At 45.7% G+C, this 17,115-nt stretch carries 13 protein-coding genes, 1 tRNA gene and 1 pseudogene; 8 read left to right on the top strand and 7 right to left on the bottom strand.

What is annotated here, in order from left to right:
• Positions 1-93 precede the first annotated feature (93 nt).
• From recA to BLV54_RS05740, 6 genes are all read left to right on the top strand, one after another.
• Positions 94-1,128 (top strand): recombinase RecA, encoded by a 1,035-nt coding sequence (gene recA / locus BLV54_RS05765; RefSeq protein WP_090569072.1) that lies wholly within the window; start codon positions 94-96, stop codon positions 1,126-1,128.
• Positions 1,128-1,577 carry a recombination regulator RecX gene (recX, locus tag BLV54_RS05760; protein ID WP_090569069.1) on the top strand — a complete coding sequence of 150 codons (450 nt, stop codon included), beginning with the start codon at positions 1,128-1,130 and terminating at the stop codon, positions 1,575-1,577. Before recA ends, recX begins: the two co-directional genes overlap by 1 nt.
• 42 nt (positions 1,578-1,619) lie before the next feature.
• Positions 1,620-4,211 carry an alanine--tRNA ligase gene (alaS, locus tag BLV54_RS05755; RefSeq protein WP_090569066.1) on the top strand — a complete coding sequence of 864 codons (2,592 nt, stop codon included), beginning with the start codon at positions 1,620-1,622 and terminating at the stop codon, positions 4,209-4,211.
• Positions 4,212-4,286: 75 nt separating this feature from the next.
• Positions 4,287-4,949, top strand: coding sequence for a dioxygenase family protein (locus BLV54_RS05750; RefSeq protein ID WP_090569064.1), 663 nt, complete (start codon positions 4,287-4,289; stop codon positions 4,947-4,949).
• A 25-nt stretch (positions 4,950-4,974) separates the two neighbouring features.
• Positions 4,975-5,925 (top strand): thioredoxin-disulfide reductase, encoded by a 951-nt coding sequence (gene trxB, locus BLV54_RS05745; protein ID WP_090569061.1) that lies wholly within the window; start codon positions 4,975-4,977, stop codon positions 5,923-5,925.
• Positions 5,922-6,482, top strand: coding sequence for a Smr/MutS family protein (locus tag BLV54_RS05740; protein WP_256329173.1), 561 nt, complete (start codon positions 5,922-5,924; stop codon positions 6,480-6,482). The genes trxB and BLV54_RS05740 overlap by 4 nt, the downstream gene beginning before the upstream one ends.
• Here the strand turns inward: BLV54_RS05740 and BLV54_RS05735 are convergent.
• The gene (locus tag BLV54_RS05735; RefSeq protein WP_090569058.1) at positions 6,479-7,726 is read right to left on the bottom strand and encodes an MFS transporter; all 1,248 of its coding nucleotides are present in this window, start codon (positions 7,724-7,726) and stop codon (positions 6,479-6,481) included. The two genes, BLV54_RS05740 and BLV54_RS05735, sit on opposite strands and share 4 nt — an antisense overlap.
• Positions 7,727-7,756: 30 nt before the next feature.
• Here BLV54_RS05735 and BLV54_RS05730 point away from each other — a divergent pair.
• Positions 7,757-7,832: transfer RNA gene (locus BLV54_RS05730), tRNA-Arg, on the top strand.
• A gap of 419 nt (positions 7,833-8,251) precedes the next feature.
• Here the strand turns inward: BLV54_RS05730 and BLV54_RS05725 are convergent.
• The 6 genes and pseudogenes from BLV54_RS05725 to BLV54_RS05700 all read right to left on the bottom strand — a co-directional run bounded on the left by BLV54_RS05725 (position 8,252) and on the right by BLV54_RS05700 (position 16,578).
• Positions 8,252-11,395 (bottom strand): type I restriction endonuclease subunit R, encoded by a 3,144-nt coding sequence (locus BLV54_RS05725; protein ID WP_090569056.1) that lies wholly within the window; start codon positions 11,393-11,395, stop codon positions 8,252-8,254.
• Entirely contained in the window at positions 11,392-12,549 is a 1,158-nt protein-coding gene (locus BLV54_RS15990; RefSeq protein ID WP_176969688.1) for a restriction endonuclease subunit S, read from the bottom strand. The genes BLV54_RS05725 and BLV54_RS15990 overlap by 4 nt, the downstream gene beginning before the upstream one ends.
• Positions 12,533-14,104 (bottom strand): annotated as a pseudogene (locus BLV54_RS05715) (N-6 DNA methylase). The gene BLV54_RS15990 and the pseudogene BLV54_RS05715 overlap by 17 nt, the downstream one beginning before the upstream one ends.
• A 1,114-nt stretch (positions 14,105-15,218) precedes the next feature.
• Positions 15,219-15,596, bottom strand: a complete 378-nt coding sequence (locus BLV54_RS05710; RefSeq protein ID WP_090569053.1) for a hypothetical protein — start codon at positions 15,594-15,596, stop codon at positions 15,219-15,221.
• Between the two features lie 124 nt (positions 15,597-15,720).
• The gene (locus BLV54_RS05705) at positions 15,721-16,347 is read right to left on the bottom strand and encodes a deoxynucleoside kinase (RefSeq protein WP_090569051.1); all 627 of its coding nucleotides are present in this window, start codon (positions 16,345-16,347) and stop codon (positions 15,721-15,723) included.
• A 9-nt stretch (positions 16,348-16,356) separates the two neighbouring features.
• Entirely contained in the window at positions 16,357-16,578 is a 222-nt protein-coding gene (locus BLV54_RS05700) for a hypothetical protein (protein WP_090569047.1), read from the bottom strand.
• Between the two features lie 133 nt (positions 16,579-16,711).
• Here BLV54_RS05700 and BLV54_RS05695 point away from each other — a divergent pair.
• A partial coding sequence (locus BLV54_RS05695; protein ID WP_143032426.1) for an IS5 family transposase occupies positions 16,712-17,115 on the top strand: 404 nt, incomplete at its 3' end.

Genomic DNA, 17,115 nt, shown 5'->3' with positions numbered 1-17,115 from the left:
AGCTTGATACGCATCGTGCAATACGCTGCCGCAAGTTTGTTTTTTCCTGGATTGAATATGCGATAATTCAATGAATTGTTAACAGGAAAAAAGATGGACGAAAATAGAAATAAAGCGCTAGCTGCTGCGCTTTCCCAGATTGAAAAGCAGTTTGGTAAAGGCTCGATCATGCGGATGGATGCTAGCGATGTGGCTAACGATATTCAGGTGGTTTCCACTGGCTCCTTGGGGCTGGATATCGCGTTGGGTGTGGGTGGATTGCCACGAGGGCGGGTCATTGAAATTTATGGTCCTGAATCATCCGGTAAAACTACGCTGACTTTGCAGGTGATTGCCGAAATGCAGAAATTGGGCGGGACGGCTGCCTTTATTGATGCTGAGCATGCGCTGGATCCGCAATATGCCAAGAAAATAGGAGTCAATATTCAGGAGCTGCTGATTTCGCAGCCCGATAATGGCGAGCAGGCACTCGAAATTACCGATATGCTGGTTCGCTCCGGCTCGGTCGATATCGTCGTGGTGGATTCTGTGGCCGCCTTGACACCGCGCGCAGAGATCGAAGGCGAAATGGGTGAGCCGCAGATGGGGCTGCAAGCAAGACTGATGTCGCAGGCGCTGCGTAAATTGACTGCCAATATCAAGCGAAGCAATACCATGGTGATTTTTATCAACCAGATCCGTATGAAGATCGGTGTGATATTTGGCAGTCCTGAAACGACAACCGGTGGAAATGCCTTGAAGTTCTATGCTTCGGTACGACTGGATATACGCCGCACTGGCTCGCTCAAAAAGGGAGATGAAGTGATCGGCAATGAAACCCGAGTGAAAGTTGTCAAGAACAAGGTGGCGCCACCATTCAAGGAAGCTGATTTCGATATTCTCTATGGGGAAGGCATCTCGCGGGAAAGTGAAATCATTGAATTGGGTGTATTGCATAAATTGGTCGAGAAAGCAGGTGCCTGGTATTCCTACAATGGCGAAAAGATCGGTCAAGGTAGAGACAATGCGCGCGATTATCTGAAAGAGCATAAGGAAATGGCCAAAGAAATCGAGCAAAAAATCCGGGTTGCTGCGGGTTTGGCTGAGCCGCCTAAAGTTGTTCAAGCAGAAGAGAAATTCGGTGATTGATGAATATCAAGCTGAGTTTACAAACCCGGGCAGTGAGCCTTTTGGCCAGACGGGAATATTCTCGGCTTGAACTGGAAAAGAAGTTAGCCAGCCATGCTCAGACGCCTGAAGCACTGTCGGAAGTACTGGATGTGCTGGAACAACGTGGCCTTCTTTCAGCGGAACGGCTAGTCGAGCAAGTAGTGCATGGTCGCAGGCACAAATATGGTGCGCAGCGAATCCGCCATGAGTTGAAAGAAAAAGGCATTGCCGATCATTTGATCAGTACGGCTATGGCTGATTTAAAAGAAACCGAATTGCAGACTGCTTGTGAAATATGGCGCAAGAAATTCGGTGTGATTCCTGAAAATCTGAAAGAACGCAGTAAACAGGCACGCTTTCTGGCAGGAAGAGGGTTTTCCGCAGAAATCATCCGCCAGGTTTTGGTTTGCTCAGATCAACAAGAATAAAGACTTACCCTCATTGATACGTGTATGTGAAATGGAACAAACATGAAAAGCAGTGAAATAAGACAAAAATTCCTTGAATTCTTTGAGTCGCATGGTCATACCATCGTCGCGTCCAGTCCGCTTGTTCCTGGCAATGATCCTACCTTGCTGTTCACTAATGCTGGGATGGTGCAATTCAAGGATGTTTTTCTTGGGTTGGACAAACGGCCCTATGTGCGGGCAACTAGTTCACAGCGCTGTGTGCGGGCGGGTGGTAAACATAATGACTTGGAGAATGTCGGCTATACCGCACGGCATCATACGTTTTTTGAGATGTTGGGCAATTTCAGTTTCGGTGATTATTTCAAGCGCAATGCTATCCAGTATGCCTGGGAGTTTCTGACCAAAGTGCTGGAAATTCCCGAGGAAAGACTATGGGTGACAGTCTATGTCGAAGATGATGAGGCGGCTGATATCTGGTTGAACGAAGTCGGTATTGCGCCCGCACGCTTTGTGCGCATTGCTACCATGGATAACTTCTGGCAGATGGGCGAGACCGGTCCTTGCGGCCCTTGCTCTGAGATTTTTTATGATCATGGTCCCGAAGTAGCTGGGGGGCCGCCGGGCTCAGCCAATGCAGACGGGGATCGGTATATCGAAATCTGGAATCTGGTATTCATGCAATACAATCGTGATACGAGCGGCACGCTACATCCGTTGCCAAAACCTTCTGTCGATACCGGCATGGGATTGGAGCGGATTTCAGCAGTTATGCAGGGAGTGCACAGCAACTACGAAATCGATCTGTTTCAGGATTTGATCAAAGCAGCGGCACGCGAGACGCAAACTGATGATTTATCAAACAACTCCCTCAAAGTGATCGCGGATCACATTCGTGCCTGTGCTTTTCTGATCACTGATGGAGTCATTCCAGGTAATGAGGGACGTGGTTATGTATTGCGCCGTATTATTCGGCGCGCGATCCGGCATGGTTACCGGCTGGAACAGAAAGTGCCTTTCTTTCATCGGTTGGTGGATGATCTGGCCAAAGTAATGGGGCAGGCTTATCCTGAGCTCGTGGCCGCCAAAGATCGCGTTGCGAGCGTACTCAAGCAAGAAGAGGAGCGTTTTGCGGAAACATTGGAAAACGGTATGCAGGTGCTGGAAGCGGCTTTGCGCGAACAAAGCGGTATGTTGGCTGGTGATACCGTTTTCCGGCTGTATGATACTTTTGGGTTTCCGGTCGATCTGACAGCCGATATTGCCCGGGAACGCGGTATCAGTATCGATTATGCCGGTTTCGAGAAAGCCATGACAGACCAGCGCGAGCGTGCACGGGCCGCAGGCAAGTTCACCATGCAGGGCGGTATAGAGTATCACGGCATCCCTACCGAATTTTATGGCTATGACAGCTTGCAACAGGAGGGATGCGTTCTGGCAATTTACAAGCAAGGCAGTCAGGTTGATTTTGTCGAAGCTGCTGAGGAAGCAGTGATCGTGCTCGACCGCACGCCCTTTTATGCGGAATCGGGTGGGCAAGTCGGCGATTGTGGTGAGTTGCTGGCGGCCAATGGCACCTTTATGGTGTCCGATACACAGAAAATTCAGGCAACCGTGTTTGGTCACAAGGGATTACTAAGCAGTGGACGACTGGTCGTTGGCGATTCAGTGTTGGCGAAAGTCAATCCAGTCGCACGTGCCAATACTGCCAATAATCATTCAGCCACACATTTACTGCATGCGGCATTGCGCAAAGTACTTGGTAATCATGTTACGCAGAAAGGCTCGTTGGTTAATGCAGATCGGTTACGTTTTGATTTTTCTCATCATGCACCAATGCAGCTCAATGAGTTACGTACAGTCGAGCATCTGGTAAATGAGCAAATACGTTGTAATCATAACGTAGATACGCAGCAGATGAGATACGACGACGCCATCAAGCGCGGTGCAATGGCGCTGTTTGGTGAAAAATACAGTACTGACGTGCGCGTGGTGGCAATGGGTGATTTTTCGACAGAGCTATGTGGCGGCACCCATGTGGCTCATAGCGGTGATATCGGATTCTTCAAGATTATCAGTGAATCAGGCGTTGCTGCAGGCATCCGGCGGGTTGAGGCCGTTACTGGGCAGACTGCAGTGGATTATGCGCAGCAGCGCGAGACACAATTGCTCGAAATTACCGATACCCTAAAAGCACCACCCCAGGAAATCAGTCAGAAATTATCGCAACTACTCGACCATGTCAGGCAACTGGAAAGAGAGCTAACCTCATTGAAATCAAAGCTGGCTACGCTGCAAAGTGGCGAACTTGGTAAGCAAGTGCGTGAAATCAAAGGAGCGAAAATATTAGCGGCCAGCTTGGAAGGTGCAAATGCAAAAATCCTGCGTGAAACTCTAGATAATTTTAAGTATCAATTGAAATCATGCATCGTCGTTCTGGCAGCGACAGAAGGCGGAAAAGTGACACTCATTGCTGGGGTTACCGATGATTTGACAGCAAAAGTAAAGGCAGGAGAGTTGATCAATTATGTTGCCCAGCAAGTAGGTGGTAAAGGGGGCGGGCGGGCGGATATGGCGCAGGCTGGCGGTACCTTGCCAGATAAACTGCCCGGTGCATTAGAGAGTGTGGCCGGTTGGGTAGAGCAAAAATTATAACAATAATATTCAGTTACTCGACTCAAGCAAGCCTAACCGGTTGATAGTAAATTAATCTGGTCTGAGGAGAGAAGAATGAAAAGCCTATCCAGAAGAAAGCTAATCAAGTTCGGGATAACGGGTGGGTTAGTAGGTGCTTTTACTACGAAAGGAAGTATGGCCAAAGCACTGCTGCCACCTACCCCTGCTGAAACAGAGGGTCCGTTTTATCCAGTCACACCACAGGACGATAAAGATTTTGATTTGACGCGCGTGCAAGGCCGCGATGGGGTGGCAAAGGGTAAATATATCATCGTTATGGGAAGTGTGTTGGATAGTCATGGTCAGCCAGTATCTCAGGCTACCGTGGAAATCTGGCAGGCAAATGCCAAAGGACGTTACCGTCACCCGCGTGATCCCAATCCTGCGCCACTGGATCCAAATTTCCAGGGCTGGGCAATTGTGTTGACGGATGAGAATGGTGAGTTTCGTTTCAAAACAGTCATGCCAGGCTCGTATCCGGCGTCACCAACTTGGGTGCGGCCACCTCATATTCATTTCAAAGTATCCAAAAAGGGCTACGCTGAATTGACTACCCAAATGTATTTTCCTGGAGAAGCACTGAATGAAACCGATTTGTTGCTCAACCAGAAAAAACCTTCAGAGCGTTTGTTGATGATAGCCAAAAAAAGAGGCCCATCAGAAACAGAAGCGCTGGATGTTTACGAGCACGCTATCGTGCTCAAACAAAAATCTTAAATTATATTTTTATTAAAACAAAAACATGACCACCAAACATTCACCATTGCTCATTCTTGGTTCTGGCCCTGCAGGCTATACGGCCGCGATCTATGCTGCGCGCGCCAATCTTAATCCCGTTGTTATCACTGGGCTGGCACAAGGGGGGCAGCTCATGACGACTACTGATGTTGATAATTGGCCGGCTGATGTGCAAGGCGTTCAAGGCCCGGAATTGATGGAACGTTTCCAGAAACACGCGGAGCGTTTTCAAACCGAAATCATTTTTGATCATATTCATACGGCCAAACTCACGGAAAAACCCTTCGTCCTGATAGGTGATCAAGGTACTTATACCTGTGATGCATTGATTATCGCTACGGGTGCTTCAGCTAAATACCTGGGATTGCCTTCAGAAGAGACCTATATGGGCAAAGGTGTATCGGCGTGTGCGACCTGCGATGGCTTTTTCTATAAAGGCCAGGATGTCGCTGTAATCGGTGGCGGCAATACTGCAGTGGAAGAAGCCTTGTATCTTTCTCATATCGCTCGCCAAGTGACCGTGGTGCACCGGCGTGATAAATTTCGTTCAGAAAAAATTCTGATCGATAAACTGATGAACAAGGCGCAAACCGGTAATGTTAAGTTATCGCTCAATCACGTGCTGGATGAAATACTAGGTGATGAATCTGGTGTGACCGGCGTTCGCATCAAAAATATTCATGATGGCACCTCGCGCACGCTGGATTTAAAGGGTGTCTTTATTGCCATTGGGCATCAGCCCAATACCGATCTTTTTCAAGGGCAACTGCAAATGAGAAATGGCTATATCGTCACCCGCGGCGGCAATGAAGGCAATGCCACCGCCACCAGTATTGAGGGTGTATTTGCTGCGGGCGATGTGCAGGATCAGGTTTATCGCCAAGCAGTGACCAGTGCTGGCACCGGTTGTATGGCTGCGCTGGATGCGGAGAAATATCTTGATAGTTTAAAGTGAAGCAAGACAAAAAAGCATTTACTTCCAAGAAAACAAGTAACGAAGAGGAGATTGCCTTATTTCGTGAGGCGATGCAGGATGTCATCCCGCTTGCTCCCTCTAAGCAAGTCGTTCATCGACAAAAGCCGCCGCAGCCGATACCTCGGCCTGCGGTGGAAACAGCTACTAGCAAGGATACGCTGTCAGATCATATCTCACTCGAAATCCCGGAAGGCGATGAGTGGTCTTATCTACGCCCAGGCTTATCGCGCCAGATGCTGCGCAAATTGCGGCGAGGCCACTGGAAAATTCAAGCTGAGCTGGATATGCACGGCATGACACGGGATGAAGCACGTTATGCTTTGGTCGCATTTCTCGATGAGTGCGGCAAGTATGGTGTTCGCTGTGTATGCGTCATTCATGGGCGAGGGTTGAGCTCGAAAAACGGTGAGCCTGTGCTGAAATCGAGGGTTGGCAGCTGGCTCGCACAACGTGATGATGTGCTGGCATTTTGTCAGGCGAATCCTGAGCAGGGCGGCAGTGGTGCCGTGCTGGTACTTCTTAAATTATCTGCTTAATGGGACGGAGTATTTTTGGCGGGCCAAGCGTATAGCCGCAATAATATCGCCGCCAAGGCAGCAAATCCGCCTGCCACAAAGAACGCCAGCGAGGCACTATGTAACTGCCATAGGGAGCCGAACAGTACACCAGCAGGAATGGCCGCCAGTCCGACCGCCAGATAATACCAGCCAAAGGCAGTGCCTCGCTCCAGAGGAGGAGCATAATCACTAATTAGGGCACGTTCAGCACCTTCATTCATACCAATGAACAGGCCGTAAAAAATACTGACCAGCCATAATTCGTTACCACTTGTTACCAGACCAAACAGTAGGAACGATACTGCAAACGCAACCCAGCTGATCAATATCAAACTGCCTCGTCCATAACGATCAGTCAGCTGCCCACCGGCAGTCGAGGTCATGGTTTTAGCGAGGTTGATGGCAGACCAGATCAGCAACAACTCTACTACCCCCACGCCTAGTTGATATCCCAACAATAAAATAAACGTTTCGGAAGCGCGCGCAAAGGTGAAGAGCGTCAGAACCAGCAGATACCGCCGTATTGGCCTGGATAATAATGACCAGCGCAAGGGAGGTAAAGGTGGCATGGCTTTGGATGTGGCATCTTTCTCATGTGCAATAGTGCGCTGGTTTTCTTCCTTGATACCCATACTCAGCAGCAGGACTGCAGCAAAGCCCGGTACCGCAGACCATAAAATCACCTCGATCAGATCCAGCCCTGACCAGGCGAGTATAGCTGCCGCAGCGAGACTCCCTGCCACTGCTCCGCCATTATCCAGCGCGCGGTGAAATCCAAAGGCATAACCGCGCATATGTGAAGGCGTAGCATCTACCACCAGCGCATCGCGCGGTGCGCTGCGTATCCCTTTACCCACACGATCGATGCTGCGCAGCAACAACACTACCGGCCAGGAAACAGCCAAACCCAGCAGCGGGCGGGCAATGTTGGATAGTATATAGCCCATTAATGTCAATTTCTTGCGGCGGCCACCCATGATGTCAGAATGCCGCCCCGACCACAGCTTCAGCAAACTAGCCAGCGCATCGGCAATACCCTCGATCAAACCCAATGCCACCGGCCCGGCCGCCAGGACGGATGCCAGCAAAATCGGAATAAGCGGCACAACGATATCAGATGCAAAATCATTGAAAAAGCTGACCAGACCAAGTACAACGACGGTACGCGGTAATTTTTTTTGTGCTGCAGCAGTATGCTCAGGAAACGGTTTCTGTTTATCCATCCCTACATAATAGCGTAAAATGTAGGTTCAGCCCTGGTAGCTCAGTGGATAGAGCGACCCCCTCCTAAGGGGTAGGTCGGACGTTCGATTCGTCTCTAGGGCGCCAATAAAATCAGACAATTATGTGTTTTTAAATATCTTACATAAAACACATTGCTACTATATTGCTACCTTATGTGATTAAAGGTGATAGTTAGGGAAGATGAGCAGTGCATCGAATAGCTGCTTTCTTGTAAATTTTTGTACATTTACCTATCGCAAATAAAAGACTTTTGATACTTTGGTAGTCTGATTAGCACGTGGATTCAAGTTTGGAATACAATTTATGAAAGGAAATGCTGCGATGATCCGAATATGGAGTGTGTAAAGAGCTATTGGAGCAAACAAAGGAATTACTAATGAATTCGTAAGCATCTAACGTTACGATCATTTTTAACTCGATTTATGAGTCCTGATTCAAGAGGCTTAAAAATAAGTAATTTGAATTTTCAAATTAAAATTTAACCGCATTGTAATTTGTGAGATCTAAGCGGCCCGATGCTTCTTGAAATTCGCCGCCTGTTCGAAAATTTCCATGTAAACCTCATCCCTATCCACTGGGGGATAACCATGCTCCGCCAATAAAATAATCAAGCTGACTTTCAATTCTGCCTTGATGTCATCACGTTGATTCCAGTCTGTATATTTAGCTTTATCGTCAACCACAGCACGAACAGCTTTTGCCAATTTAACCAGCTTGTCTTCCGGGTACTCAAAATCGTATTTTTTAGCCAATAATTTGAGAATGTCATAAAACGCTTTGTCTTCCAAATCGATACCCAAATCTTCAAACGAAGCTTTCTCATTCTGCAAGGCGCGGACCAAATCGATGATTTCATCGGTGAAATCTTCCAGAACATTACTGACTAAAACATCCTGTTCTTTGCGCTCGTTGTATTTGTCCACCAATGCTTTGAAGCGCTTGGAAAAATCCATCCCTTGAGCCTTGTTGACCTTCTTGAAATCTACAATCGCCTTGGCTAATAGTTGTTGCAACACCTTGATTTTGGTGTTGGGTAATTTGATTTTGTCGAGCTTCGCCAAAAAATCATCGTTGAACAAATCGATTTCCCCTTGCGCTTCACCCATCTTAAAGATTTCTTCCACGCCATCACTTTGCAAAGCAGCTTGAATCATTTCTTTAACTTTGGCGTTCATTTGTGCCGTATCTGGTGCATCGCCCTTGGTCAGTTTGAAGACAATGGAGCGCACGGCTATAAAAAAATGAATTTGGTCGCGTTCCTCGTGGGTAATCTTTTCATGACCACAACAAATGTCATATGCCGCTTTCAAGCGTTGCACTAGATACATAAAGCGCTTTTCAATCTCGCTGGTTACTTGCACGAATTCGGCTGCCATATTCAGGCAATGCAGTTGTTCCAAAGAATCACCTTGAAAATAAGGCCTGCTGTCGAATTTATGAAAGATTTTGCCCAGTAAATCCAGGTGGTCTTTAACCACGATAACTGATTGTTCGATTTGCTCAAAATTCTGGCTGTCAGCTTTGTTATAATGCGCCAGCGCCAAATTCATCTGCTTTTTGATGCCGATATAGTCCACCACCAAGCCTTTATCCTTGTCCTCAAACTTGCGATTGACACGGGAAATGGTCTGAATCAGGTTATGCCGTTGCACCGGTTTGTCGATGTAAATCGTGTCCAGAAATGGCACATCAAAACCGGTCAGCCACATATCTACCACAATAGCGATTTTGAAATTGGACTTAGCATTTTTAAACTGTCGATCCAGTTCCTTGCGGTAATCCTTATTACCTAGCAAATCGTACAGCGGTTTGTCATCATCCTTGTTGCGAGTCATCACCAGCTTAATTCGCTCCATCGGTTTGATGTCCTTCCGTTCTTTTTCGCTCAGTTCGCTACCGTCCTCGCATGTTTTGATTTCCGCCCACTCCGGGCGTAAAGCAATCACTTCCTGATGCAGCGCATAGGCAATCTGGCGGCTACTGGAAACAAAAATCGCTTTGCCTTTGATTGTTGCGCCCTCGGCAATCCGGTTTTCATAATGCTCGATAAAATCCTTGACCAAAGCTTTGATGCGGCTGGGATCGCCCAGAATCGCATTCATATTGGCTGACACTTTTTTGCTAGCTTCAATCTGATAATCGCTGGCACCATCTTCGGAGCATTCCTGATAATAGTCTTCAATAGCCTTGAGCTTATCATTATCCAGCAACACCTTGGCCGCACGGCCTTCGTACACGATGCGCACGGTAATTTCATCCTGCACCGATTCGGTCATGGTGTAGCTGTCCACCACCTCGCCGAATACATCCAGCGTGGCATCAATCGGCGTGCCGGTAAAACCAACGAACGTCGCATTGGGCAAGGAATCGTGCAGATACTTGGCAAAGCCGTAAGTCCGTTTCACGCCTTTTTCGGTGATACGGATTTTTTGATCCAGGTTGATCTGGCTACGGTGTGCCTCGTCAGAAATGCAAATCACATTATCCCGCTCGGTCAGTAACTCGGTATCTTCAGTGAACTTGTGGATGGTGGTTAAAAACACCCCGCCGCTGTTACGGCCTTTTAACAGTTCACGCAAATGGGCGCGGCTTTCCACGCTGATGACTGTTTCATCACCGATATAGCCTTTGGCATTAGTAAATTGCCCGGATAATTGATCCTCCAAATCGGTACGGTCGGTAATCAACACGATGGTCGGGCTGGAAAAATCCACACTTTTCATCAATAAGCGAGTCAAAAACAGCATGGTGTAACTCTTGCCGCAGCCGGTTGCACCGAAATACGTGCCGCCCTTACCGTCACCCAACGGCTTGCGATGTTGCATGATACTTTGATACAGCTTGGTAGCCGCGTAATACTGCGGATAACGGCAAACGATTTTCTCGTCTTTTTTGGAAGTATCCGGGAAAAACACAAAATGCCGGATCACCTCGCGCAAGCGTTGCCGGTTAAGCAAACCATGCACCAAGGTATAAAGTGAATCAATGCCATCCTTGTCTAACGCCTCATCGCCAGTGATCTTGCGCCAGGCATAAAAGAACTCGTACGGCGCGAAAAATGAACCAGTCTTGTTATTCACGCCATCGCTAATCACGCACAGCGCATTGTATTTAAATAACTCCGGAATATCGCGCCGATAGCGGGTAGTCAGTTGCACATAGGCATCATAAATGTTTGCTTCTTCGCGGATCGCGCTTTTGAACTCAAACACCACCAGCGGTAAACCGTTGGTGTACAAAATCGCATCGGGGATGCGGGTTTCAAGGCCCTGAATTTCCAACTGATTGACCACCTTATAGCAGTTACAGTCTGCTGCGGAATAATCGATCAGTTGAATGTATAAATCTTTTTGACTACGGTTTTCGCGCTTTAACAAAAAGCCATCGGAAACCATTTTCATGATGACCTTGTTGGATTCGTATAAATCCGAGCCGGGAAAAGCCGACAATTGGCGGATGACGGCATTGATTTCGTTGGGTGTAATGCCGTCGTCAGCGTATTGTTTGGCCAGAAATTCACGCAAATCACTTTGAATTAGAACTTCTTCAAAATTACGCTGCAAAGTCTCTCCGTGAATGTGGGAAATGGACTCCTTGGCGAGCAATTCGATGATGGCTTGTTCTAGGCGTTCTTCGGTGAATTTCATGTTGCAGTTGCCACAAACTGAACAGAAATACGGGAGAGAATAATGTTTTTTAATTTTCTCAAAATCTTATTTTGCTGTTGATTTGAATGTACTAAAGCAAAAACTGGAGAAGCTAATTCCTCAAAATATGTAACTGATTGATAACTGGGATAAGGCACTTCAAACCTTTTTAAATCACCAAGTAATAAATTTGATTGTGAAGTGCCGCCAGCTAACTCTATTAGCTTAGAGAGATTGTATTTTAATAAACAGTACATAAAACAACTACTGCTTACATTTTCCAGAGGCTTTAGTATTGCCACGCTTTTTTGACATGTAGACTTAGTTGTTTCAGGAGTATTTTTCAGTATCGCTATACGCCCAATAGTTCCACTATTTGAAAGAAGAATATCGCCAGCAGAAAATTTTGTTCTTCTATGAGTCTCATCAAAATCACTCTTAATAATCTGCCTAGCATTTTCATAAATTACATCACCATCGCATATATCCTTTACACTGAGGAAATAATAGCCAGAGTTGTCTTGGTTTTTGCAATCCCCATGTTTTCCATCAGTTATAAGAGCGCACAACTCTTGTAATTTTTTAACTTGTTGTTCCTCAGAAAACAAATGACGATAGAGAGCTTCTGCAGTCTCTTCCAGCTTTTGAATCAGTTGTTCTTTGAGTTTAATCCGCTCGACAATGGTGTTGTATTCGCGGACGATTTCACGCTGTTTGTCGGGATGCGGCACGGGTAATGTTATGTCGCAGAAATCATCCCAATTAAATCCACCACGCACGCTGCTATCCGTCGTAAACCAGGCATTACGGTCAAACTCCGGCCTACGAAACCACATCATCAAATATTCCGGTAATAACAATTCCGGCTCAACAATTTCAAACACAACGTAAGCTGGCGAGACGATAACGGATTCATCGGCTTCAAGCAAAGAGATTGGCAGCACTTCATCGCGACCAACGTGCATGGGGTTGTAAGCAAACTGATTTTTGCCAACAAGTTTGTAGGTCGATAAATCAGTACCATTAATATTGGCTACGGATGGCATGAACTGTTTGTTGATACTGATCCCTTTCAAGTCAACAACAGACAGTCCTGTATTGCGGTTATTGACTTGGCGGACAAATTGACCGATACGCTTATAGTTCGATCGCATAACCCAATTCCTTGAATACGTTGAGCAACTCCTGTTTCGATTGGTCTTCGGCTTTCAGCAATTCAGCGAATCCGCTTTGTAACTGCGTCATTTTTTCGTCAAAGTCGATATTTTCGTCGCGGTTGATGAATTCAATGTATTTGCTGGGAACCAGAGAATAATCCTTGGCGCGGATTTCTTCCAAGGTTGCCGAGTAGCAATATTCGGGGATATTCTGGTATTCATCGGTTGCGCGGGTTTCCTGCCTCGTGTGAAAAGTATTGGCAATATCTTTGATGTGTTGTTCGGAGAGCTGAACGTATTTTTTCTCGAACGGCTCACCGATTTTTCTTAAATCTAGAAACAGCACTTCCTGTTCTCGATTACGATAATGTCGGGTTAGGTCGCCGTGGGGTACGGTATGGGCTTTTTTGTTGCGGTTGAGTATCCACAAGGTCACGCTGATATCGGTAGTATAAAACATTCGCATCGGCAAAACGGCAATGGCTTCCACCAAATGCTTTTCCAGCAGGGCTTTGCGGATGGCTTTTTCAGTGCCATCACCGGATAAGGCGCCATTCGCCAAAATGAAACCCGCCACGCCGTTTTCCGAAAGCTTGGATACCATGTGCAAAATCCAGCCATAGTTGGCGTTGCCGGTCGACGGGGTTTCAAAGCCATCCCAACGCGGATCGTTTACCAGTTCATTGTCTGCCCGCCAAGCTTTTTGATTGAACGGCGGATTGGCCATGATGAAATCGGCTTTCAAATCGGGATGCTGGTCTTTGGTAAAGGTATCCCGCGCGGCCGCGCCCAAGTTGGCGGCAATCCCGCGAATGGCAAGGTTCATTTTCGCCAGTTTGTAGGTGGTGGTGGTTTGTTCCTGCCCATAGATGGAAACATCCTTGCGGTTGCCTTTGTGGCTATCGACAAACTTCATCGACTGCACAAACATACCGCCCGAACCGCAACAAGGGTCGTAAATCTTGCCTTTGTAGGGTTCGATCATTTCGGCAATCAGGTTGACGATGCTCTTGGGCGTATAGAACTCACCCTTGCCTTTACCTTCCGCCAGCGCAAATTTGCCCAGGAAGTATTCGTACACCCGACCCACCACGTCTTCATGCTGGCTGTTGATAGTCTGGATGTTGTTGATTTCGTCGAGCAAGGCTGCCAGCTTGCTGACTTCCAAATCCAACCGGGAAAAGTAGTTGTCCGTCAATGCGCCCGCCAGCGCTTTGTTTTTCTTTTCGATGTCGTGCAGAGCAGTGTCAATCTTGACTGCAATATCGTCCTGCTTGGCGTATTTGAGAATGTAGCTCCAGCGCGAGTCTTCCGGTAAATAGAACACGTTCTTCATGGTGTAAAACGCATCGTTATCGACGTATTACTCGCCATATTCGGCAATGATCTCCTTGCGCCGTGCTTCGAAAGTGTCGCTGACGAATTTCAGGAAGATCAAACTCAGCACAACGTGCCTGTATTCCGATGGTTCAACGCTGCCGCGCAGTTTGTTGGCTGATTCCCAGAGTGATTCTTCAAAATTTTTTTGATTTTTTGCAGTTGTTTTTGCCATGCTATGTTATTCCAGGAATAAATTTTAAAAATAGTAGCAATTTTATAATTCCGCTTCTGTGTCAAAATGGAATTACATTGATGTCTTTTTCCCACACAGTTAAATAATCACTAATACTTGTATCATTTTTTAACATTCGAGTAAGCGTACTGGGGTGGCAGTAAATACGGCGATTAATATCGCTTAATTCTTGGACATGGGCAGGATGATATTCAATGAATTCAGGTTTTACTCATCCATCTTCCGCAACAAAATCAGTTCAATACCGTTTGATGGTTGAGGCTGAGAGTAATAGATTGAGTGTGTCAGATTCAATAATTGACATTGGTGGGATCGACTCGGCTTGCTGTGGAATTCAATCATTATCTTGCACTTTGCAAGACTTAATGATTGAACTTTCTGGCTAAAATATCGCGTTCCACCGTTAATTGATCAATAGTCGTCTCCAACTATTTATATCGGTGATGTCGGTGCGCCCTATAATGAGCTACCAATTGTAGTTATGTTTCATCCCACGTATCGCTGCTAATATCTCTTTTGCCTTGAATTCCGCTGAATATTGTTTACGTTTCTTGCTAATGGTCATTGCTCTCTTCAATTAGCATTGTCAGAGCTTAGCTACTTGTCCAGTTTTACTGGTACCACTTTACCCAGTCTCCAGAATCTTTGGCTCCTCGAATATCATGTAGCATGCGCTGATGATCGATTGCAATATTCATACACGCTGATGAAGATACACACCAAAGAATGGCATTTCGCTGATTCCAACATTGTGATCTCCTCATCAGACTAACGCTAAATTCACCTTCCGGTTGGCTGGTGACGCAAAGTGACACTGGCAGGAGGTCATGTGCAATGATTTGTTGGGCAAAGTCAATTTCCCTTTAATAAAAAACCAGTGTAGAAAACGCTGGGCTTGCGATAAAGCTTTCCATGCGACCAGTAAAATATGCTGCAGACTCTCACTGCCACAGGATGAACATACGTTAAGGCAAACAAGTGCGCCACTTCGTTGGAAAATAATAGAATTCCACCCGCATGATTAACAGACTAATTTATTGGTTTTATATGGACATATTAGATACTCTACTAAACTTTCCAAACTAGCTTTCCATTAGTTTTTCTCTAAAATTATTTCACCTTCAACTTCGGTACCATAAGGCATAGTTATTTTTCCTTTTGCTTTGATGTTGTAATCGTTGTAAATACCCCAGATTAACGATGCACCAAGGCCTAAAGCAACAATAGCAGCTATCGTTGAACCACCAGCAACAGCCCCAACAAAGCCTGCACTCCAGCCAACAGGATTCCAGAAGTTTGTTGCAGCTACCCCAATTGCTGCGATCGCAGTTGTTAAGGCTGCTCTAGAAGCGTATTTAACATTTTTAATGTTACGAGCAAGTTCAGGGTCAGTAACAATTATCATGTCTATTTTACGCTCAAGCGCTTTTTCAAGTTCTTGCTTGGTTGAGACAATTGCATAATTACTCATCGATACTCCCTACGCATAGTAAATGTTCAACTAAAATTATATGTCTGAAACAATGCAATTTGAATAATTTTCGAATACACTGAACTAAGATTTTAATTAACATCAGCGCACAAAATTCCTGCCACTACACACAAGTTTTTGTGTGTCTTGGTAATTCCAAAGAGAAGGAAGTGTTTATTTTATTAAGTACCGATTGTTTTACGTCTTCATCGTGTGCAAAATCAAGTAAACCGCTGTTAATAACAAACAGCTTATGTGGATTAGCTTTTTCAATGAGAATTTTCTCTAATTGAGTATTTATCTGTTGTAAGTACTCAATAGTAATCAAATTTTCGACATCTCTTCCTCTCTCACGAATCCGCTTTAACTCTGTTTCAGGATCGCACTTGAGATGGATAAGTAAAGCAGGTACGCCTAGTTCTTTTTCTACTTCCCGATAAACAGAAAGAAAGGTTTCGCGTTTATCTTCCTGAAGTGTGACATGCGCATAGGCAAGATCCAGATACATAGCAAAATCGCTAACTATTTTACTTTCGCTTTTTCCTGCTAGTTTGATTTGATGATAATGCTGTAGAAGAAAAGTTATTTCTGTTTCGAAGGCTGTGCCTATTGGGTCAGCATAAAAAGCTTTCCAGAAAGGGTTAATTTGGAAATTCTCCAGAATCGGTTTGATATTCAGGCTTGCTAATAGATTAGCAAGTGTAGTTTTACCTGAAGCTATGCCGCCACATATTTCGATGCGACAAGTCATCTTCTTTGATTACTTTTTCCGAGCATTCTTTATTGTGTTCTTCTTTGCTTCCTTCAAGGATTCAGTTAGAGACTTAATTTGCGCTTCTAGAGATTCGATCTTTTTATCTGAATTATTCATTTTTTCGATAAAATCCTTCATTTGATCGCGTGCTGTCACAATATTTTGATTAGCATTTGAAGTAAGTTCCGCAATACTTTGTTGAGCATTTGAAGTGAGATCCCATGTCATATATAACAGGCCTAAAATTCCTACAATACCGACTCTACTAGGGTCTGTTGACGTTTTGAGATAAGTATTTCATAAATAGAAGCAAACTCGTAATATTGAGGTGTTCTCACACCACCGATAAAACGAGTTTGCGATGCCCCGATTGATGCTCAACGATGAGTTCTGGTCGAAGCTGGAGAAGATTCTGCGTCAAGAAGCGATTTATAACAAGCGCAATTTGCGCATGACAGTAGAAGGTATGCTATACCGAATGCGGGTTGGTTGTCCGTGGCGAGACTTACCTGAGGTGTTTGGATGCTGGAATTCCATCTACAAGAGATTCAATGCCTGGTCATTAAGTAACAAGTGGAGCAGAATTTTCAAGGCACTGATTATTGATCCAGATTGGGAGTGGGAATTTATTGATGGCAGCTACGTTAAAGCGCATCAGCATAGTGCGGGCGCGGTAGGTCAAGAGCCGCAGGCCATCGGGAAAAGCCGTGCGGGCAACACTACAAAGATTCATTTGGCGGTTGATGGTTGTGGTTTACCAGTTGA

It is taken from the genome of Nitrosomonas sp. Nm33 (assembly GCF_900107265.1).
In the GTDB taxonomy this organism is placed as follows: Bacteria; Pseudomonadota; Gammaproteobacteria; order Burkholderiales; family Nitrosomonadaceae; genus Nitrosomonas.
The sequence above is the reverse complement of the archived record's forward strand: the minus strand, read 5'-3'. Positions and strand labels throughout refer to the sequence as shown.